Genomic DNA, 21,216 nt, shown 5'->3' with positions numbered 1-21,216 from the left:
CTTTTACTGAGCATTTTTATTGGTGGAAGTACCTAAGTGCCCAAAATATTAGTTGAAACGGCTGCATTTAATTCATCTGGCTGAAGGTCAATAAACTCTTTCGTTGGGTGGCAGCTGCCTGCGTTATTAATCCACACATTTACTTGTCCAAAATGCTGAATTGCTCCCTCCCATAAGGCTTGTAAATCTGCAATTTGTGTCACATCACAGCATGAACCAATAAATTTTTCTTTACTAAAATGATTTTCTAGGTGAGTGAGAGCATGCTTAAGATGCTCCGCGTTTCGTCCAGCGATGACAACTGAACATCCCAGATCTAAAAAAGCGTGGGCGAGTGCTAAACCTATACCTTTTGTGCTTCCAGTGATGACTACGCAGCCAACTTCACGACTAGATAAACTCATTGAAATCTCTAAATTTTTTTAAAATTAACGCTATTGAGCAGCTTTATGAAAATGAGTTGTTTGCTCTTTTAATAAAAGCAAATAGATAATTGATAAACTTATCATCGAAATATTCATTACGATAGGGTTATAAGGCGAGATAAGTGTAGAAGGTTTTAAAAAACCAATTAAGAATAGTAAACCGAATAAACCTAAAATACTTAAATAGTGAATATATTTATGAGTATAAAAAAGAAACAATAAACCAAAAATAATTTCAGCTATACCGCTCGCGCGCCCTGCAAGTTTTGCATACTCAAAAGAAAGTCCGATGGTTTGCCATACAAATATTTCATCAGAGTTAATAAAAATTAGTTTAGGAACCAGTCCTTGATAAAACCACAAGAAAGCGAGCATAAAGCTTATAAATTTTAATGCTTTAGCATTATCCATTAAGATTCTCTAAAAGATTGAAATTTCAATTTTGATCATTGCGATTATTATGTTTTGATTTAATTTATTCTTCAATAGCTAATAAGACTAGCTAGTTTTTTTAATCATTTCTTATGGTTGTTTTTTAACATTAATGTAGGGATATGATAGGAAAATTTTATATTAAAACATAGGAGAAATACTCCTATGTTTTTAATTTTATGGTTCACTAACTAATCTTGATATATTTTTTAAAAGTATATTTCTTAGAAATTGTTTATAGCATTCATCTGTATTTTTGTTTGAATGTTGAACTAAATAACCGTTGAGCTGTGTAATTATAATTATGGCTCTTTCTTTGTATTCTTCTGATGAGATTTTATTATGAATAGGGAGTATAATTTTATATATAAGTTCAAAATTATACTTTTGTATCATTGATAAAGAATCATATACATAGGGTAAGTGATCTGAAATAGAAAATACCTCTTTAAATGTATGCGTAATGACCGGTTGTTCTATTTCATATATTATATTGGTGATAATATTCATAAACCGATGCAAGGGTGGCTCATTTACATTTAAGTTGATTAAAATTTCTATACGCTGTATATAGTCGAAAATTAATTTATCGAGTAAAGCTTTTAATAAACTATCTTTATTTTGGAAATAATGCTGTAAGGTACTTAAACTAATATTCGATTGAGCTGCAACTCCTCGCATACTAAAACCAGAATAACCTTTGGTAAGAAAAACTATCTCAGCATTTTTTAAGATTTGCTTTACTCTTTCTTGTCCTTTTAGTGTGGTAAAGGACTTCTTTATTTGCATAGTATCAAAGGTATCAATTTTGATCATTATCCAGCCTGTAAGTACTATTTAAAAAAAGGCATTCTAAACCATGAAATTAGAAAAATATAAATAAAATATTTAAATTCTATTAAACTAATTATGGGTCATGTGACCTATAATTTTTTAATATCGGTCATATGACCTAATCTAAAATTAAAAAATAGGTCGTGTGACTTATTTTTGTCTCTTAAGTAATAGTTAAAATAGGTCGTGTGACCTGTTTAAATAATAATGAGTTTCTTATGATTTTATTGAATCTATAAATTATTGTATTTGAATAAATATTGACTAATTTTTATTTGATAGATGATATTTATTTTCTCTATTTCTTGGACTTTTTTTTAAAGTAGGGGTGGGTATTTAGTTAGGTGTTTTTTTAACTGTTAAAGAAAGAATTTTAAATAAGTAAACATAGTCTTTTTGTAATGTGTGTATACAAGTTAAATAATTGTTATTAAATTGTGAAAAGAATCACACAATAGTAAAAGGTAGTTTGTTTTATATATAAAACAAAGTGGACATATTTTATTTATTGAGTTTGATTCATTTTGTTCTACAAAACTAATCATTATATATGTAGGTTATGAATATGAAAAACATTCAGAAATCACTTCTTGCAGCATTAATAGTTGCTGGTTATGCGGTAAATACTCAAGCGGCTGTTACTGGACAGGTTGACGTTAAATTAAATATCTCAACAGGCTGTACTGTAGGTGGTAGTCAAACTGAAGGGAATATGAACAAGTTTGGTACTTTAGATTTTGGTAAAACTTCTGGTACTTGGAACAACGTATTAACAGCTGAAGTCGCTTCAGCAGCAACAGGCGGTAATATTTCTGTGACTTGTGACGGTACGGATCCTGTTGATTTTACAGTTGCAATTGATGGTGGTGAACGTACAGACCGTACTTTAAAAAATACTGCTTCTGCTGATGTAGTTGCATATAACGTTTACCGCGATGCTGCTCGTACAAACCTTTATGTTGTAACCCAGCCACAACAGTTCACTACAGTTAGTGGCCAAGCTACAGCGGTACCAATTTTCGGTGCAATTGCTCCAAACACTGGCACAGCAAAAGCCCAAGGTGATTATAAAGATACTCTATTAGTTACTGTAAATTTCTAAATATAAAAAGAAATAATTGATTGAGTGGCAGGTTTACTTAAAAGCGAGTGAACCTGTTTTAAATGGAGGGGAGATGATATTTAATCGCGGTTCTATATTTATAATTTCTTATTTTTTAATTTCTTCATTAAATGCGGGTGAAATTGGAGCTAAGTTAACAAATCAAATTGAATTATTACCTTCTTGTTCTATTAATAATAAAGTTGTTGAAAATAATGCGACAAATTTAAATTTCGGAACTGTTGATTTTGGTGAAACCTCAACTGGTTTTAATGGGGTGATCGACGCAAGTTTGATGAATAATGGAAACTCTGGTTTACAGATACAGTGTGCTGGTATTTCTACTGTAAAAATAATATTTGGTTCTGGAAATAATGATAGTAAAGTTCCTGCGTCTTTTTCACAAAATTATTATCATGCATTAAGTAATGGTAGAGATTTTGTTGCTTATAACTTGCTCTATGGTTTAGATAAACAAGTGATTAGAGCGAATGATGCTTTTATTCTTAATGATATGAATACTAAAAAGAATATCGATATTTTTGGTCAAGCCATACACGATGGTGGTCGTATATCTAAGGGTGAGTATAGAGATATAGTACTAATTACAATTGAGTTTTAAGAAAATGAAATATTTTTATTTTAAAGCAATATTATTGCTATCTGTAAGTCCATTTGTATATGCGGTAGATCCTCAATTAAATTCTAGTTTTAAAGTTCAGGCTAAAATTGAAAATGGATGCTCAATAGATAATATCGAACAGAAAATGGATTTTGGTAAATATTCAGCTTTATCAAAAGATAAAGTCGTTTCTAATATTATAAATAGCAAAGAATCTTGGAATATTCGTTGTACTGAAAGCTTGCCTGTTAGTATTTCTATAGATGGTGGTGAAAATCTACAGAATAATATAAGACGTATGAAAAATGGTTCATCTTCGAATTATTTGCCTTATAAGTTATATAACTCTAGCAGTTTGTCTACTGAATATGTTGTCGGTAATAAATATTTATTACCTGCCACAACACCTACAAACCGTCTGGCAAATTTTGAAATATATGGTGTCGTTGATTTAGAAAATAATAATGAACCACATACTGCTGGAATTTATAAAGATACTGTTTCAATAATGATTACATGGTGATTTGTATGAACAATTCTGCATTTATTAAAAATGGCATTTTAAAATCTTTTTTATTTGCAAGTACATTATCACTTGTTACACCTGTGATGGCGCAAGCAACTTTTTTAATTTGGCCTATTTATCCAAAAATTGAAGCCAATGAAAAAGCAACAGCGGTTTGGCTTCAAAATACCGGTAAGACCGATGCGATGGTGCAAATTCGGGTGTTTAAATGGAATCAAGATGGCTTAAAAGATAACTATAATGAGCAATCCGAAATTATACCAAGCCCGCCTGTAGCTAAAATTAAAGCAGGTGAGAAGCATATGCTTCGTTTAACCAAAAGCGCCAATTTGCCAGATGGCAAAGAACAGTCATATCGGTTGATTGTAGATGAGTTACCGATTCGCCTTTCCGATGGAAACGAGCAAGACGCTTCTAAAGTGAGTTTCCAAATGCGTTACTCAATTCCGTTATTTGCCTATGGAAAAGGTATTGGTAGTGGTTTAACTGAAGAGAGCCAAAAAGCGAATGCAAAAAATCCTTTAGCCAAACCCGTTTTACAGTGGTCCGTCCGCAACAATGACAAAGGCCAGTCTGAGCTATATTTAAAAAATAATGGACAGAAATTTGCGCGTCTTTCGGCACTTAAAACTTCAAAAACTGGCAATGATATTTCTTTAGGGAAAGCTGCTTTTGGCTATGTTTTATCGAATAGTACCGTGAAGTTTGCTATTGATAAGTCGACTGCAAATGAATTGTTAAAAACTTCTAAAATTTATGGTGTTGATAGCTCTGGCATAAAACAAGAGTTGATCGAAATCACAAAAATGGAGGATCCAACATGATCCTTCGGCATAATAATTTATGCAAAAGTATTTTACTAATTTTGTTGTCGGGTGGATGCTTAAATATTCCAAATATTGCTGTTGCTGGCGATTTGCCTCCACCACCAAAAGATATTAACGAAATTAATCAATTGTTTAAGCTATATCTAGACTTGGTTGTAAACCAATATTCAGTTCAGCAGGTTGTGCCTGTCATCGTTAAAAATGATGAGTACTTCATACAAAAAAACAAGCTGATCGATGAGTTAGAAATTCAAATTCCTCAGGAGCTACTGACAAACAACGAGACCGCTTTAACCAATCAAGATATCTTAACTTTGGGGTTTAGTGGTGATGCAAGTGACTGGATATCTTTAGATAAGTTGAAAGATGTAAGCTATGAATATCAATCATCAAACCAATATTTTAAGCTTAACTTTCCACCTGCTTGGATGCCGACTCAAGTTTTAGGTAAAGACTCATGGTATAAGCCTGTCGTTGCTCAGTCTGGTATAGGGCTGCTCAATAACTATGATTTTTATACTTATAGACCCTATCAAGGTGGTTCAACCAGTAGTTTATTTACTGAGCAGCGTTTTTTCTCTCCGTTAGGGGTTATTAAAAACTCTGGTGTCTATGTCAAAAATCAATATAAAAATGAAGGTAACTCCGAGTCTTTAGACAATGATGGCTATCGTCGTTATGACACATCTTGGCAATTTGATAACCAAAATAACGCTACATCTTTTGTACTAGGTGACATTATTACCGGTAGTAAAACGACTTGGGGAAGCTCTGTCCGTCTAGGTGGTTTTCAGGTACAGAGAAATTATTCAACTCGACCCGATTTAATTACCTATCCATTGCCACAGTTTATTGGGCAAGCCGCGTTGCCAAGTACAGTCGATTTAATTATTAATGGTCAAAAGACCAGTTCAACAGAGGTACAGTCTGGGCCGTTTATTTTAAACAATGTTCCTTTTATTAATGGTAAAGGGGAAGCTGTTGTGGTCACGACCGATGCAGTCGGGCGTCAGGTTACAACAGCGGTCCCATTTTATATTTCTAATACTTTGCTCAAGCCCGGCTTATTTGATTACTCATTGTCTTTAGGGAAAATCCGTGAAGACTACGGACTTAAGAACTTTTCTTATGGAAAATTTGCAAGTGCAGCCGATGCCCGTTATGGGGTCAATGACTGGTTTACCGTAGAAGGTCGTACAGAACTTTCTTCAGACTTACAGTTATTGGGTGCAGGGTCTGTACTCAAGCTTGCAAACTTAGGTGTGCTGAGTGCTTCTTTTAGTCAAAGTAAGGCCGATAAGTCTATGTCTGAAGATCGAGCTAAAGATTTAGAGGGTAATCAATATACGGTCGGGTACAGCTATAACCGTAATCGGTTTGGTTTTAGTATTAACCATAACCAGCGCGATGATGAATATACCGATCTTTCACGGCTGCAATATAGCAATTTAATTTCGGTCAATAGCAATAAAAGCTTAACGGCCAATACTTACTTTGCGACCAAAAACTCAGGCACATTTGGCGTCGGTTATATTAATACTAAGGCGAATGACTTTAAAAACCGCTTCTTAAACTTGTCATGGGCACCTGTTTTACCGACTTATATGAATGGTGTGACCGTTTCCTTAAGTGCCAACCGTGACTTTATCGAAAAAGAGTGGAGTGCTGCATTTCAGCTTTCGATACCACTGTTCCAACGAAACGCGACTGTGAACTCGGGTTATGCATTTAATAAAGAGGGCGATACGGGTTATGTTAATTTCAACCGTTCTGTGCCGTCTGAGGGCGGTGTGGGTGTCGACTTGACCCGACGCTTTAATGAAAATAGTGAAGATTTAAATCAGGCACGTGTCAATTACCGCAATGGTTATATCAATACCGACTTTGGTATGTCTGGAAACCATGACTATAACTATTGGTTTGGTCTATCTGGTTCACTTATTTATATGGGGGGTGAGATATTTGCTTCAAACCGTTTAGGCGATTCTTTTGCATTGGTCGATACCAACCAAGTACCAGATGTTTTGGTTAGATACGAAAACAGTTTAATTGGTCGTAGTAATAAAAAAGGCCATATTTTTGTGCCATCGGTGACGCCTTATTATTCGGGTAAATACAGCGTCGACCCAATCGATTTACCTTCAAACTTTACAATCACGCAAGTTGAACAACGTATTGCTGCTAAACGCGGCTCGGGGGTTGTGATTAAGTTCCCAGTTCATCAGTCTATTGCTGCCAACGTTTATTTAACTCAAGCAGACGGAAAACCTATGCCTGTTGGTTCAGTCGTGCATAGAGCTGACCAAGAGTCGTCTTATGTGGGAATGGATGGAATTGTCTATTTAGAAAATTTAAAAGCGAACAATACCGTAACTGTTCAACGTTCAGATCAGAGCGTATGTAAGGCAGATTTTTCTGTAGATGTAGAACAAGCCAAGCAACAAATTGTGGTGGTTAAGCCTGTTACGTGTCATGAGGTATCTTTACCATGAAAATAAAAACAAAAAAATTACTCAGCCATTTATGTATGTTTTCTGGACTGATGTTGGCTGGAAATTTGGCTCATGCTGCATGTAGTGTGAGTGCTTCCGGTTCATCTACTATTTCGGTTCCGTCTATTTACCTAATGGAAAACGGTGAGAATTCTTCACAATTTAATTCGGGTTTGTCATGTACGGGTTTTAGTCTGGCTTTAGCAAACATGACATATCTAAAATATCGAGTTGAACAAATGTCGAATTCGTTTACCAATGCTCAAACCGGAGAAAAGCTCAATGCTGTTATTTTAGATAGTAACAATGAAATCATTAGTTTAGGCCAAGAAAAAGACATGAGTAGCTTTACACTGGTCAATCTTTTTAGCGGGCCAGATGGTAATTTGCCTTTTTATATACGCCTTCCGGCTGGGCAAAGCGTATCACCTGGTGTTTATCAGGCTGATTCACCGTTAAAAGTAAAATGGTTCTATTCGGTACCAGGGGTTGCTATTGCCGGAATCGGTATATTCTTTGAAAGCCCAGGGTTTAAACGCGGGGTATTGGGTATCGGTTTTAACTGGGGAACTGGAACAGACTCGCTTGGTTCACTGTCAATTACTGTACTTCCGGACTGTCGAATTTTAGCTCAAGACGTAAACTTTGGTACAGCAGCGTTTGCGTCCAAGCTTGAACCTGTTCAGTCATCTATGGGAATACGATGTTCTGTGAATACGCCGTATTATGTCAGTTTAAACAATGGACTTTCCCCGCAAAATGGCGACCAACGAGCTATGAAGTCGCAAACGGGTAATACATTTTTAAAATACGATATTTTCAAGAACTCATCGAATGATCGATGGGGAAGCGGTAACGAGCGTTGGTCGAGTTTAAATGCAACGATTAACCCAGGCGTACATAATGGAGTAACTCAGCAGAATTATGTGTTTACTACAAAAATTGTGGATGAAAACGCAGACACGGTACCAGCGGGAACTTATCAAGATACGGTCACGGTACAAGTCGAGTTTTAAAAGCTGTTTTATATAGAAGATAAAAGCTCAGTTAATGGGCTTTTTGTCTTGAAAAATAGCTTACAATCAAATAATTATTTTAGGATTTAATTTTAGATTGATAAGGATCACCTATGTTAGTTATGTCTGATAAGCAGCAGCCTAAACATGTACTGACTAACATAGATTCATACATTCCTTTTTCTATTGAGTTCTCTGATAGTGGATTAGCTGATCTATACTGGCGATGTGGAAATGGAAAAACTTGTTTATTTGAACTAGGTTTAAGTAACACTGGCGAAGTAATTAATATTACTCTTGTATCAATAAATTCTAGTAACATTTTGAAAAACAATAATAAATATAAAATTCCATTTCCTGTGGAAAATTTCCTACCTAAATTTGATGTTTCAGAGTGGAATATATCTGAGGATTATTCAAGTATATTTAGAGATGATTTTAATTATGAACTACAATTAATTGTAGGTTTAGATTACTTAGTTTTAACTTATTTAAATATTGAAAAATCAGTATATTACTTTAAAAATGAAGAATTATATTTTGGTTTTAACTCTAATAAGGAACTTTCATCAATACATTTAACTAATATTACAGCGGAAGAAGTAGAAATCATAAAAAGAAATTTCTCAGTTTAATACAAACTAATTTGAGATATTCACAACATATAACTACTCAAGCTCTAATTGGTCATCATCTTTCGTAATTTTAATTTTTAACTTTTTATATTTTCGCTTATTTGGATCTAGGGCTGAATTCATCACTTCATCTGCAAAAGGCGGGCACTGCATCAATTTTGCATAAGCCCTATAGCCGATGCGTATTCGAGTAGGCGGGCAATCGGTTCTTTTTGAGTAGTATTCAATGAGTGAGTTCAGTTCTTGTAATAAAGTTTGCTGTTCCATCATACATACTTAACAATTAGATGACTTAAGCATAATAGACTTACTCGTTTAGCGGAATATGCCTTTAAAATGTACAGCTATATAAATTGTGATGTAGTTCTCTAAAACACATATTTTATGTATGAAGTTTGTTTAGGAGAGATTTTGGATGTTTTTTTAATCGAAATGTCATAAAGAAAGGCTAATTTAGACTCATAACAAAAATGATGAAGATTGTTGCGAACAATAAAATCAAAAGCAATTTTCACAGACGTGGTCGTGAGGTAATTAGGGCTAATTCGAAAGAGTTGGCTTTTTTGTTTTAGTGCATTTGCTTAGATCAAGATGTCCTTTATTAACATTCAATTGCAAATTATCAAGTTCTAATATGGAACTTCTTTTTTTAAGTAGATAAAAATAAAGGATCTTAAAAATGTTAATCTCAAGCGATAGATTACCAAAGAGTTTTAAAGCCAAAGCCAATCAAAAGGTTGCCAAACTTTCAGGCTCATTGTTGGGAGCTGTTACACCAGAGCGACAAGCAACATTGCCAAAAGAGTTTGAACTCAGTCCTCATACGCTTTATAAGCGCTTTGGTAGTACACATTACGGGGTCATGATTCCTGACTTACCTGAACCCTTTCGATATTTATCTTGGGCTTCGGTATTAGGTTATCTTGGATTTACGATTACAGATACCAACTATCAAATGTCTAAAGATGGAAAAGGGGATACAGCTTCTTTGGTACATGGAACAGCATTATCGACAACGCCTGAGGCCTACAGAACATTTTCAATCAAAAATGATATCAAGTTTAACCAAACCCCTTTTGGGATTAATTTTGACAATCAAAGTGTCATGCATGAGGATGGTGATGGATTTATATTAATTACTAAAAGAGAAGATTTAGAACTAGAACTTCATTTAAAGCCTACCAAAGCTATTTCATGGTTTGCCTATAGTGCTTTTTATAAGCATTTTAGTGTCTTGATGCATTATGACGGCTACATTAAACAAAAAGGCAATAGTGAGAGTATTAACGGGCTTTGTACGCTTGAGTCTTGGAAAGCTGTAGCGACCTCAATGCTCAAAAACAAATGGTTAGTTGAGAATATTCAACTTCCTGTAAAAGTCTTTAGCTATCAAGTTATTAATATTGACCATGAACAGCAGTTATTACTGGCTTTTATTTGCTATGAAGACCAACCCATTTTGACTTCTGTTTACTATCGTCATATTGATGGAACATCAATTCAATACAACGGTGATATACTTTTTGAAGTAACCAGTCTTCAAGAAGAACCACAGATTACACCTGATGGTTTTCCAATGAATTTACCAAATACTTTTCGCTGGGCTGCTTATCACAACAATCAAAAGGTTTTAGATATTTCAGCACAAGTAGACACTCCATATTGTTTTGGATTGGCTGCTGGTTTCGTTTCTTCGTATGCATGGCAAGGCGAATTCTATGATCAGCCATTAGTAGGAAGGGGCTATCTGGAATATATTGACCGAAGATAAAATCGTTTTAAAACTTAGTTGTTTATCTACAGCTTTAAGCGAACTAGAAAATATCTGTTTTATAAACTCAATTTAACAATAGATTTTAATTATTTATCCTTACTTTTTAATGATCTATTTTAAAACAGATGTCATTTTGTGTGCTTGACTGAAATAGGGTTGGGCACTATCCTTTGCCTGCTGGCCTACATTGCCAGTCGGTTTTAGCAGACCGTCTACAAAAGGCGCACAACAATGCTGTTTTGGTTTTTGTGCGTTCTCTTAAGTCACGCCTTTATGGTGAGGCTAGGAGGGACACCTTCGGGTGTGCTGGTTTCCTTTTGTACCAGTCTGCTAACCCTTCTAGTCTTGCCACCATTATTTAGCAGTAATTGGTAAGACTCTTCTAAATCAAAAGGAGTCCGCCGTTATGCGTACTATTTCTTCTCTCTCGTTGGCAACCTTTGCCAAATTCTTTCTATCCATACCGCTTAAACAGTCTTTAAAACGATTTAACCGACTTTAGGTTTCTATACCTTAAGAATCGTTACGACTAAAACATAGCAACAATAAACCAGAGATAGGTGAGCACACCATTATTGTGCGGTTTTTGCATGCCTGTATTTAGCACTCATTTTAAGAGTGACGGCATTTCTATCTCTTCTATTTACAACAAAAAATTATTTTAAGCAGTAAACATGAAAAATTTAGAAGTTTCATTTAGAGCGACGCGAACGCTTAACACAGCAGCAGATTTATTTAAACAATACGGCTTCAACAAGGTCGGGGTGGACCGAATTGTTAGTGAGACTAAAATTTCTAAAGCTACTTTTTACAACTACTTTCACTCCAAAGAAAGATTAATTGAAATGTGTTTGTTGGTTCAAAAAGAACACTTAAAAGAAAAAGTGAGAGCGATAAGTGAATCTTGTCAATATCCAGATTTGTCTCTTACGCTTAGACAAATTTACCTTTTACATGCGGACTTAAAAGGGGCGTATTACCTGTTGTTTAAAGCGATTTTTGAAATTAAACAGCTTTATCCAAATGCATATCAAACCGCAATTCGCTATAGGCGATGGCTTAAAAATGAAATTTTCTGGGTTCTGCGAGAATCTAAAAAAAGGGCTACGTATGAAGAGTCGGATATTTTTGTATTTATGATTGATGGTGCGATTTTTGGACTTTTAGGTTCACGCCAAAATGAAGAGCCTGATCAGTTGCTAGATTACTTTTTAAAGGTAAATGCTTAAATCGAACCTTTTACATTCAAAAGCTGAAATAGCAAATTAAAGAACAGAAAGAAAAAAGTGAGGCTGCTAGAGCCTCACTGTATATAGGTGTTTATTTGCCTTTTTTAGTTTTTAAATACTCTGCATAAGCTTCATCTGCAAAGCGTCTTAGAGAATCACCAATTGCAGCATATTGGTATTCATTCAGGTTAGCTAAAGATGCACGAGCAGAAGGGTGCTGCACACCGAAGCCAGAACCCGGCAATAAAACCACACCTGTTTCATCTGCTACTCTAAATAATAGCTCGGTCGGATTTTTATTTTTCATAACCCAATCTGCAAACTCATCTCCATAGAGAGTCCGTGATGTGTTTTCAAGGTTGACTAGGGTGTAGTAGTCCACAGCATTTGGATCTGTTGGAACCTCGACGCCAAGCTGTCTATAAAGTGCTGCATCGCGTTCACGAACAACAGATTTAACTGCTTTTTTATAGCTTTGGCGTGAGTCCATCATATTAAATAGTGCAAATAAAACCATTTGAACTTGTTGTGGGGTAGACAGACCAGCGGTATGGTTCAAAGCAACATTTCGGCTATCGGCAACTAAACGGTCAATAAACTTAATGCTTGCTGGGTCGGTAGTTAAAGATGAATAGCGCTCTTCAAGCTCTTTCTTCTCTTTTTTCGATAAGTTTGCAATTTGTTTATCAAGCACATTGTTATTTGAAAGTGCAATGACACCAAGTCGCCAACCAGTCGCACCAAAGTATTTAGAGAATGAATAAACCAAAATTGTATTGTCAGGACAAATCGCAAATAGTGATTTGAAGTTATCTGCAAACGTACCGTAAACGTCATCGGTCAAAATAATCAGATCAGGGCGCTTTTTGACGATATCGGCCAAAATCGCAAGTCCTTCATCACTCATTTTCACCGATGGTGGGTTACTTGGGTTGACTAAAAAGAATGCTTTAATAGACGGATCTTCTAACTTTCTAAGCTCCGACTCTGGATATTGCCAACCGAGTTTAGGGTCGGCTTCAATCAATACTTCTTCAAGCTGGTAGTCATTGAGTTTTGGAATCTCAAGATATGGTGTAAAAATAGGGCTACCAATGGCAATACGGTCGCCATTTTTGATAATTTTATTTTCTTTTAATGAGTTAAAAATATAGGCCATTGCGGCTGTTCCGCCTTCGACCGCAAACAAATCTAAGTCTCTTTTTTGCATGCCTTGTACGCCCATTTCTCTTAAGACGTACTCTTTAATAATTGTTTCACTCACTCGAAGCATTCGGTCTGGTACTGGATAGTTACAGCCTAAAATCCCTTCAACCATTTCAAGTAAAAAAAGATCTGGGTCTAAACCTAACTGGTCGCGCACATAAGACACGGCTTTGCCTAAAAAGACTACACCGGGTTTGTCACGGTTTTCCAAAATGAAGTTATCAAAACGTGACTGGAGTCCAACGGGGCGCGGGAAGCCACCTAAACCTTCCGGCATATAGGAAAATGAAAATTCGGATTCGGTCGCAGAAAACAAACCCAGTTGAAAGAATGCTCTACGTGGGATGGTAGCAAGAAAGTTTGGATTACCACGCCCAGCATTTAGCATCATTCGGTCAGTTCTGCTTTGAGCTAATTCTATTAAATTATCTTTTAGTTCAAATGGGCTGAGTTTTGCGTATTTAGAATAATCGACTTTCCCCATGGGACGTCTCCTTAATTATAGTGAGATGAATAAAATTTCTAATTCAATGTATAAAATCAGGCCAAGCCTACGATCAGTGGTCCGAGTAAGGTTAAGAACACATTTGCTAGGGCATAGGTAATTGCAAATGGAACGGTCGGAATCGAGTTTCCTGCTTTGTCTAAAATTGCACCAAATGCAGGGTTTGCACTGCGTGACCCAGATAGTGCCCCTGCCATTACTGCAACGTTGTCATAACGCAGAACATAACGAGCAAAGAGCATGGAAAGTAGGAGAGGAACCAGTGTTACCACAACTCCAATCATAAAGAGTGAAAGACCACTTTCTTTAATGGTTTGAATAGCTTGTAAACCTGATTGTAAGCCGACGGCAGCAACGAAGCCTGCAAGACCCAAATCTTTAAGAAGCTGTGAAGCCGCTAAAGGCATATTGCCATGCACTTGATTTCGACTTCGAATCCAACCAAACAGAAGACCTGATAGTAAAGCTCCGCCACCCGCACCAAGAGTTAAAGGCACATCACCTAAACGAATCACAAAAAGACCAATCACCAAACCAACCACAAGGCCTGCACCATGGAAAATCCAGTCCGTTTTTAAGCTTTCAGGTAGGGCTTTACCTGCTTCTTTCACCAAGCGGTCGAGGTCGCTTTTTGTTCCGTATACGGTGACCACATCGCCTTGTCGTAAAACAGTGTCATCACTTAAAGGTTGTGGCTCATCCTTACGCTTAATCGCAAGTACATAAATACCGTGCTTTAAATACGCAGGCGTATTGGCCTTAATGTCTCCTAAGGTGCGGTTGAGATATTTGGAATTTCTTAGGATGACATCACTGGTATCCATAATCATTTCCATACCTTGCGATGACTGTAATTCGCTACCGATTTGCTCGGCAACTGAAACCACACTGGCACGGCGACCAACCAATAAGATGACATCGTCTGTTTGTAAAGTTAGCTCGGGAGCGACATCAATAAACTGATCTTTACGTTTTAACCGTTCAATCGTAATACTCGGCTCTTTTGCTTCAATTTCCGCAATAGTTTGCCCATTGGCTTGTTTAACTTTATAAATACGACCCACAATTTCCGGCATTGCCAGTTCTTGGCCTGGTGCGAGTTCAAAAGCACCTTTTAGCCGCTCACTCTGAGCTTTTAAAGCATCGTCGTGAATTTCTTTACCCATAAATTTAGGCAAGATATTCACACAGACAATAATTGCTCCCAATGAACCGAAAATGTAAGTGACCGCATAGCCAATCGCGACATTTGCTTGAAGTCTTTGAATTTCTGCGAGTGGGAGATCGAGTCTAGAAATTGCATCTCCCGCAGTCCCAATAATCGCTGATTGAGTCATGCCGCCCGCAGCGAGACCCGCAGCCAAGCCTTTATCGAGATGAAAAATTTTAGCCATTACTAAAACAGTGACTAAACCACACACTGCCATGAATACTGCTAATAAAATTTCTTTTATGGACTGTGGACCCAGTGATTTAAAAAAACTGTGGACCACTTTCAAAGCCGACTGCGTAAATGAAGAGAGCAAATAAAATTGCTTTAACGCCGTTATCGACAGGTACGCCAATAAGACTTAAAACAACTGCGACGAGTAAGGAGCCTGCGACTCCGCCAAACTGAAACTTTCCAAACTGGAATTGTCCAATCCAGAAGCCTATTGCGAGTGATAAGAACAATAATATTTCGGGGCTGTGCTTTAAAACACCTTGTAACCATTCAATCATTTTGATCTCACTTTTATTATTAGATCTATCTTTAATATATAAATTTATTTATTTTTCATTTTTAAAATACAATATGAAAATTACTTAAGCAAACCTTTAAGTTTGGTGGTTTTCTTAAGTTTAATTATAAGAATTAATGAGTTTAAAATGCTTGTGATCCAAGGGGTGGTGGTAATTCTGAGTATTTAAATCAACTATTAATTTTTTAATAATGGTTAAAATTTATTTACAATAATATAAAGAATATTTTATGAAATTAAAGCGTCTTGCTTATATCTAATCTTGAAAAAAAGTTTTTAGTTTATTGATATTTAAGTGATTAATTTTTAATTGTTAGGCTGGTCCTAATTTTTATATAAATTAAAAAACAATCTACTTAAAATTAATTTTTTGATAATTGTGTCGCATAAATTAATTTTTAATATATTTGGAATACATTTAAATAAATCTTCATAATAATACTTATTTTAAAGAAAAACATAAAATCAACTTGAACCGTGTTCATTTTTAAATAAAAAGCTTCTGGTTATCGAAGCTTGATATTTAAAAATATTTATTACCTTGAAAATAGTGGCTTATAGTGATTTAAAACTTTGGAATTACTGTTTCGAAGTTAACATTTTTAAGTAAAGATCTGCTCGCTGTGCATGACCAAAGCACCAATCTTCAGCACTGTTTTGCCCAATCACAAACATGACATCTTGCTCTGGAATATTAAGTTCCTGGTGGAGTTGTGCTGTCCCATGCTGCATTAAATCTGATTTTTGCTGAGCTGTTCTGGGTTTACCGGAAGTAATGTACAGCAGCATAAATTTTTCAGAGCGGGGGAGATGTTAAGCAATAGTGAGAGTCTAGTCATTTTACGCTCTCAGCTACTTGGGTGAAAAAGTGTGCTATTTGAGCATAAGTTTTTGACTTTATAAAACTATTTTGATTTGATCACCGAATACGTACAGATTATTTAGTAGTTTCAACAATATATTGAACAGTAGTCATGGTAATTTACATTGTCTGATATAGCTTTTAGATTGATTTATATTTTAATTTATCTTAGTAATAAAAAGAGCTTTGTGTGACACAGTAAAATGATAAACCTTAGAGTATAACTATGAAGCTTAAAGAATTAGCAGGTTGTGAGGAATGCGATACTGTCTATCGTAGAACCCCGCTTGCTTATGGAAAAAGAGCTTATTGCTTATGCTGCGGTGCTGAACTCTATCGGCACACCAAACCTTTTTCGACACTGTTGGCTTTAATCTTAACGGCATTAATTGTATTTATTATTGCCAATAGCTTTCCTATTGTAAAAATTGAATTGCAGGGCAACATCTCTGAAACCACCTTACTGGGTGCGGTCTGGGTGATGTTTCATTATGATCGGGCTTTTGTTGGCATTCTTATTTTAATCACCACTTTTATTGTGCCACTTTCCTATCTTTTATTACTCTCCTATGTGTTGGGCACAGTAAGCGTATTGAAGAAAAGACCCACATTTTTAGTATTTGCCTTACGTACACTTTATTTTATGAGAGTGTGGGGAATGGTTGAGGTCTTCTTAATTGGAATCTTGGTCACGCTTGTGAAGTTAATGGGAATGGTGTTGGTGATTCCCGAGATTGCGTTATGGGCATTTGCGATTTTAAGTGTATTGTTGGTCTATATTACTTCCATAAAGGTGAGTGATATATGGAACGAAATTGATAGGTCACTGCCATGAAAACGATAAAAAATGTGACCCAAACACAAATCTCGCAGCAAGGGTCAATGCTTAAGCAATATCCAAGAGCCAAAGATCTCTCATTAATTGTGTGTCATTGCTGTGGGGTTGTAAATTCTGCTCAAAATGAAAAGAGACGACTCAACCAAAGCCATCAGGTGTTACGTTGTATTCGTTGTAATAGCGTGCTGCACTCACGTAAACCAGCGAGTTTAAATCGAACTTTTGCCTTAGTGGTGGCTGCGACCATTCTCTATATTCCCGCCAATGTACTTCCAATGACGGTGACTGACTCACTGTTGGGTAGCCAGCAAGATACCATCATGAGTGGGGTCATTTACTTTTGGCAAAGTGGAGACTATCTGGTTTCGGTGGTTATTTTCATGGCCAGTATTTTTATTCCCATGTTGAAGCTACTGATTTTGTATTTTTTATTGGTGGCGGTATATCTTCAACAATCGTCAGCTTGGAAGTTTTTACCTGAGCAATGCGTTAAATTATATCGAGTTGTCGAGTTTATCGGCCGTTGGTCAATGATTGACGTATTTGTGGTGGCACTCTTAACAGCGCTCATTCAGATTCAGTCGCTTGCTACGATTTTAGCAGGGCCGGGTTCGATCGCTTTTGGTGCAGTTGTAGTGCTAACCATGTTTGCATCTTTAAGTTTTGACCCACGACTTATTTGGGATAACTTCTACGCATCTCAAAATACAAATAAACCTTCTACTTTTGCCTCAAACAAAACCAAGATTATTCAGGCTGAACACCCGCCGTTGAATAATGATTCCATTAATCCCAGTCAATAAAAGAACAATGAGTATGTCTGAAAATGAAATAACCCCTGGTAACTCAGATCGTCGTGATCCAGATGTTGAACTGGATAGCGTGAATGATTTGCCAGAACCCCAAGAAAAGAAAAGTCGGTGGAAGCCTCTTTTAATTTGGCTCATTCCATTGGTTGCTCTTTTAATCGCGCTTTCATTAGCGATAAAAGCGCTCTTGTCTCACGGCCCGACCATTGACGTATCTTTTAGGACGGCTGAGGGATTGGTCGCAGGTAAAACAACGGTTCGTTATAAACAGGTAGATATTGGCGTAGTACGGCAGATTGATCTTTCAGAAGACCGTTCACATGTGATTGCCAGAATTGATTTGCGTAAAGATGCGAGTAACTTTGCCGCAAAAGATTCACGCTTTTGGGTCGTGCGACCACGGATTGGGACGAGTGGGGTTTCAGGAATAGACACATTATTGTCAGGTTCATATATTGAAGTGGATGGTGGTAAGTCGGAAGAGAAAAAGCTTGAATTTACTGGCTTAGAAGTACCGCCAGTGATTACTTCCGATGTACCGGGCAAAGAATTTTTCTTAAATGCAGATGACTTGGGGTCTTTAGATGTCGGTTCTCCAATTTATTATCGTCGAATTAATGTGGGCCAAATTACAGCCTATAAATTGTCTAACGATGGTAAAACTGTAGAGCTACAAACTTTTATCCGTGCACCATATGATAAGTTTGTCACCACCGACGCACGGTTTTGGCAGGCGAGTGGTATTGATGTGAGCTTAAATGCTTCAGGATTTAGTTTAGATACTCAATCGCTGGCAAGTATTGTCGCGGGCGGTATTGCTTTTGGAATTCCTGAAAGTTCGCGTGCTACCACAGCGGCAAATCATAGTCGCTTTAATCTGTGGGATTCGAAAACTGAGGCATTAAAAGAACCGGATGGGCAACCTCGTGGTGTGATCATGTATTTTGATCATTCATTACGTGGACTGTCTGTGGGCGCACCAATTGATTTCATGGGCATTGAAATTGGTAATGTTAAATCGATTAATGCAGAGTTTTATAACAACTATAAGCAGATTCGTATGCGTGTTGAGGCGGTTATTTATCCGTCACGCGTGGAGAATGGACAGGCACTCAATCCAAACAGCAATATTTTCAAAGATTTTGTTGAACATGGATGGCGTGCTCAAATGAGAACAGGCAACCTTCTCACGGGCCAAAACTATATTGCCCTAGATAAGTTCCCTAAAGCTAAGCCAGCCACATTACAAATTTTGAGTGATGACCGTGTGGTGATTCCAACTACACCAACTGAATTGAGTGGCTTACAAGCACAAGTTTCTCAGATTGCTGATAAATTAACTAAATTCCCGTTAGTTGAGATTGGGCAAGATGTACGTAAAACGCTCAACAATATGAACACAGCCATTGAGTCTACCGACAAACTGGTTAAACAGTTAGATGGAAAAGTTGCACCTGGTTTACAAGCAACCTTAGACGATGTTCGTAAAACTGTAAGATCGTCAGAGTCTATTTTGTCGAGCGATGCGCCGTTACAACAAGACGTACGTAAAGCATTGCAGCAAATGACACGTGCAGCTGCTTCATTACAGTTAATGGCAGACTATATTGAGCAACATCCTGAATCAATTATTCGTGGTAAGACACCAGAGACCGATGATGAAAAATAAAAACACTCTATCTTTTCAACATCCTAAAGCAGCCAAATGGCTGCTTGGGAGCGGCCTGTTTTTAACGGCTGTTGCCATGACGGCATGTTCGAGTTCGCCAACGCCAAATTATTATACGATGTCCCCTAAAATTACTGCGGCTACAAAATCAACTGTGCAGGTGATTGAGGTATTACCCGTCGGGATTCCAGACCGATTGGACCGTGCGCCTTTGGTACTCCAAGACAGTAGTGGTAAGTCTACGGTGTTAAACAATGAGCGCTGGACATCAACCATGGGTACGCAATTACGCGATACCTTGTCGGCGGGTTTACAGCAAAAATTAGGGGCAATTGACAGTTATAGCAGTGGGCTAGCTGGAAACAATCAGCCTTTATATCGAGTTTCTACAGACTTTTCTCATTTTGATATTGTAGATAAAAGCTATATTAATATTGCGGTGTCTTGGGTAGTGAAGCGTCAAATACCGCCCACTCAATTAGAGTCAAATAATGCAAAAGTCATCACGAATGCAGGATCTCAGCTCAATTGTCGAATTGCTTTTAAGCAGCCGATTGATCAGAAAGCTAAAAAGATGGAAGGTATTGTGAATGCTTCAAGTGAAGCGATGACTCAAATCATTAATACGGTTTCTTCTTCAATTGTGGCGCTAGATTCAAACAAAAAATCGGTTATTAGCAATGGAGTTTGTTCGTAAAACGCATCGTTTTTAACCAACCCCTTTATTTGTGCACAACAGATAAAGGGGTTTTTTATTTTAGTTGCCTCGATAGGTTGAGTAACCGTAAGGGCTGAGTAATAAAGGAATATGGTAGTGATTTACGCTTCCATCGACTTTAAAAATTACAGGAACCTCGGCAAAAAAAGTTTGTTGTTTGTTCTTTTTAAACCAGTCTTCTGTTTTAAAAGTAACTTTATAAATACCTTGCTCTAGTTTTTTATTTTCTGGATAGAGCGCAGTAATACGACCATTTGAATCTGTCACTTGCTGGTTGATTTTAACCCACTGGTTATTGGTGTTTTTCTCTAAAACGACTTCAACCTGAGAAGAGGGTAAACCCGTTTCTAGATTTAACACATGCACACTTAGCGGATTAGTTTGTGCAAATGTAGCCGAAGCAATAAATAACGAAGATAAAGCAATAAATGATTTAGTCATGGTGAACTCCTTATGAATGAAAAACGGTTTCAATGGCTTTGCTTGCGCATTGATTGTCATTTTGTGCGCCGCCAGCACCTGCAACCCCAATCGCTCCGATTACTTGCTTCTCAAAACGAACAGGTATGCCGCCGCCTAACAAAAGTAAATTTGCTACCGTGGTTAAATTTTTTGCATCGGGGTTTTGGTTACTGTTTTGGCTTAAAACTAAGGTCGATGTTTTGGTAGATAACGCGGTATAGGCCTTTTTCTCGGCAGCCATTAAGTTATGCGGGCCCACCAACTCATGCCGTTCGGCAGTTAATGGATTACCACCGCGATCTACAACAACAACCGCAATGTTTTGATTTAATTTTTTGCATACCTCTTTTGCACTGTCGGCTAGCAGATGGGCAGTTTGAAGATCTAACGAATAAACTTGATTCAAAGCAGGGGGCTGTGCAAAAGTACTATTACCGAATAGCACGGCTGCTAACATCAGCCAGTTCAATTTTTTCATGATGATTGCCTCT

General features: G+C 36.9%; 20 protein-coding genes and 2 pseudogenes. 13 read left to right on the top strand and 9 right to left on the bottom strand.

Going from position 1 to position 21,216, the window contains the following annotated elements:
- Window positions 1-35: 35 nt before the first annotated feature.
- From J655_RS08750 to J655_RS08740, 3 genes and pseudogenes are all read right to left on the bottom strand, one after another.
- A pseudogene (locus J655_RS08750) lies at window positions 36-404 on the bottom strand (SDR family NAD(P)-dependent oxidoreductase); the annotation flags it as partial.
- Window positions 405-434: 30 nt separating this feature from the next.
- A complete protein-coding gene (locus J655_RS08745) occupies window positions 435-836 on the bottom strand; it encodes a DoxX-like family protein (RefSeq protein WP_017386491.1) in 402 nt (133 codons plus the stop codon).
- A gap of 198 nt (window positions 837-1,034) precedes the next feature.
- Window positions 1,035-1,673 (bottom strand): TetR/AcrR family transcriptional regulator, encoded by a 639-nt coding sequence (locus tag J655_RS08740; RefSeq protein ID WP_032052270.1) that lies wholly within the window; start codon window positions 1,671-1,673, stop codon window positions 1,035-1,037.
- A 583-nt stretch (window positions 1,674-2,256) separates the two neighbouring features.
- Between J655_RS08740 and csuAB the strand changes: the two genes are divergently transcribed.
- The 7 genes from csuAB to J655_RS08705 all read left to right on the top strand — a co-directional run bounded on the left by csuAB (window position 2,257) and on the right by J655_RS08705 (window position 8,911).
- The gene (csuAB, locus tag J655_RS08735; protein ID WP_031968794.1) at window positions 2,257-2,793 is read left to right on the top strand and encodes a Csu fimbrial major subunit CsuAB; all 537 of its coding nucleotides are present in this window, start codon (window positions 2,257-2,259) and stop codon (window positions 2,791-2,793) included.
- A gap of 73 nt (window positions 2,794-2,866) precedes the next feature.
- Window positions 2,867-3,415 carry a spore coat protein U domain-containing protein gene (locus J655_RS08730; RefSeq protein WP_032005350.1) on the top strand — a complete coding sequence of 183 codons (549 nt, stop codon included), beginning with the start codon at window positions 2,867-2,869 and terminating at the stop codon, window positions 3,413-3,415.
- Between the two features lie 4 nt (window positions 3,416-3,419).
- Entirely contained in the window at window positions 3,420-3,938 is a 519-nt protein-coding gene (locus J655_RS08725; RefSeq protein WP_032005352.1) for a spore coat U domain-containing protein, read from the top strand.
- Entirely contained in the window at window positions 3,932-4,765 is an 834-nt protein-coding gene (csuC, locus tag J655_RS08720; protein WP_152684064.1) for a Csu fimbrial biogenesis chaperone CsuC, read from the top strand. The genes J655_RS08725 and csuC overlap by 7 nt, the downstream gene beginning before the upstream one ends.
- On the top strand, window positions 4,762-7,260 hold the full coding sequence (gene csuD, locus J655_RS08715) for a Csu fimbrial usher CsuD (RefSeq protein ID WP_032005356.1): 2,499 nt from the start codon (window positions 4,762-4,764) through the stop codon (window positions 7,258-7,260). The genes csuC and csuD overlap by 4 nt, the downstream gene beginning before the upstream one ends.
- Entirely contained in the window at window positions 7,257-8,276 is a 1,020-nt protein-coding gene (gene csuE, locus J655_RS08710) for a Csu fimbrial tip adhesin CsuE (RefSeq protein WP_032005358.1), read from the top strand. The genes csuD and csuE overlap by 4 nt, the downstream gene beginning before the upstream one ends.
- Before the next feature lie 113 nt (window positions 8,277-8,389).
- Window positions 8,390-8,911, top strand: coding sequence for a hypothetical protein (locus J655_RS08705; RefSeq protein WP_032005360.1), 522 nt, complete (start codon window positions 8,390-8,392; stop codon window positions 8,909-8,911).
- A 33-nt stretch (window positions 8,912-8,944) separates the two neighbouring features.
- Here the strand turns inward: J655_RS08705 and J655_RS25395 are convergent, their stop codons facing one another.
- Window positions 8,945-9,178 carry a hypothetical protein gene (locus J655_RS25395; protein WP_032005361.1) on the bottom strand — a complete coding sequence of 78 codons (234 nt, stop codon included), beginning with the start codon at window positions 9,176-9,178 and terminating at the stop codon, window positions 8,945-8,947.
- 412 nt (window positions 9,179-9,590) lie between these two features.
- Between J655_RS25395 and J655_RS08700 the strand changes: the two genes are divergently transcribed.
- Both J655_RS08700 and J655_RS08695 read left to right on the top strand, forming a co-directional pair.
- A complete protein-coding gene (locus J655_RS08700) occupies window positions 9,591-10,682 on the top strand; it encodes a DUF6670 family protein (RefSeq protein WP_032052269.1) in 1,092 nt (363 codons plus the stop codon).
- Window positions 10,683-11,359: 677 nt separating this feature from the next.
- Complete coding sequence (locus J655_RS08695) at window positions 11,360-11,914, top strand: TetR/AcrR family transcriptional regulator (RefSeq protein ID WP_032005365.1); 555 nt, start codon at window positions 11,360-11,362, stop codon at window positions 11,912-11,914.
- A 91-nt stretch (window positions 11,915-12,005) separates the two neighbouring features.
- Here the strand turns inward: J655_RS08695 and J655_RS08690 are convergent, their stop codons facing one another.
- From J655_RS08690 to J655_RS08680, 3 genes and pseudogenes are all read right to left on the bottom strand, one after another.
- Window positions 12,006-13,604 carry a bifunctional aspartate transaminase/aspartate 4-decarboxylase gene (locus J655_RS08690; protein ID WP_002116631.1) on the bottom strand — a complete coding sequence of 533 codons (1,599 nt, stop codon included), beginning with the start codon at window positions 13,602-13,604 and terminating at the stop codon, window positions 12,006-12,008.
- Window positions 13,605-13,660: 56 nt separating this feature from the next.
- Window positions 13,661-15,347: pseudogene (gene aspT, locus J655_RS08685) on the bottom strand (aspartate-alanine antiporter).
- A 599-nt stretch (window positions 15,348-15,946) separates the two neighbouring features.
- On the bottom strand, window positions 15,947-16,156 hold the full coding sequence (locus tag J655_RS08680) for a tautomerase family protein (RefSeq protein ID WP_032005369.1): 210 nt from the start codon (window positions 16,154-16,156) through the stop codon (window positions 15,947-15,949).
- A gap of 299 nt (window positions 16,157-16,455) precedes the next feature.
- Here J655_RS08680 and J655_RS08675 point away from each other — a divergent pair, with 299 nt between their 5' ends.
- From J655_RS08675 to J655_RS08660, 4 genes are read left to right on the top strand one after another with little or no spacing between them, the layout of a single operon-like run.
- Entirely contained in the window at window positions 16,456-17,064 is a 609-nt protein-coding gene (locus tag J655_RS08675; protein ID WP_032005371.1) for a paraquat-inducible protein A, read from the top strand.
- Window positions 17,061-17,870: a paraquat-inducible protein A gene (locus J655_RS08670; RefSeq protein ID WP_032005373.1), complete on the top strand. Its 810-nt coding sequence runs from the start codon at window positions 17,061-17,063 to the stop codon at window positions 17,868-17,870. Before J655_RS08675 ends, J655_RS08670 begins: the two co-directional genes overlap by 4 nt.
- Before the next feature lie 7 nt (window positions 17,871-17,877).
- Window positions 17,878-19,545, top strand: coding sequence for an intermembrane transport protein PqiB (locus J655_RS08665; protein ID WP_032052268.1), 1,668 nt, complete (start codon window positions 17,878-17,880; stop codon window positions 19,543-19,545).
- The gene (locus J655_RS08660; RefSeq protein WP_032052267.1) at window positions 19,535-20,242 is read left to right on the top strand and encodes a PqiC family protein; all 708 of its coding nucleotides are present in this window, start codon (window positions 19,535-19,537) and stop codon (window positions 20,240-20,242) included. Before J655_RS08665 ends, J655_RS08660 begins: the two co-directional genes overlap by 11 nt.
- Before the next feature lie 60 nt (window positions 20,243-20,302).
- Here the strand turns inward: J655_RS08660 and uraH are convergent, their stop codons facing one another.
- Both uraH and J655_RS08650 read right to left on the bottom strand, forming a co-directional pair.
- Window positions 20,303-20,704 carry a hydroxyisourate hydrolase gene (gene uraH / locus J655_RS08655; RefSeq protein WP_032052266.1) on the bottom strand — a complete coding sequence of 134 codons (402 nt, stop codon included), beginning with the start codon at window positions 20,702-20,704 and terminating at the stop codon, window positions 20,303-20,305.
- A gap of 10 nt (window positions 20,705-20,714) precedes the next feature.
- A complete protein-coding gene (locus J655_RS08650) occupies window positions 20,715-21,182 on the bottom strand; it encodes a GlcG/HbpS family heme-binding protein (RefSeq protein WP_080973565.1) in 468 nt (155 codons plus the stop codon).
- Window positions 21,183-21,216: the final 34 nt, after the last annotated feature.

Source organism: Acinetobacter sp. 1294243, from assembly GCF_000588015.1.
Lineage (GTDB): Bacteria > Pseudomonadota > Gammaproteobacteria > Pseudomonadales > Moraxellaceae > Acinetobacter > Acinetobacter pittii.
Note: the sequence above shows the minus strand (reverse complement) of the source record. Positions and strands in the feature narration are given on the sequence as shown.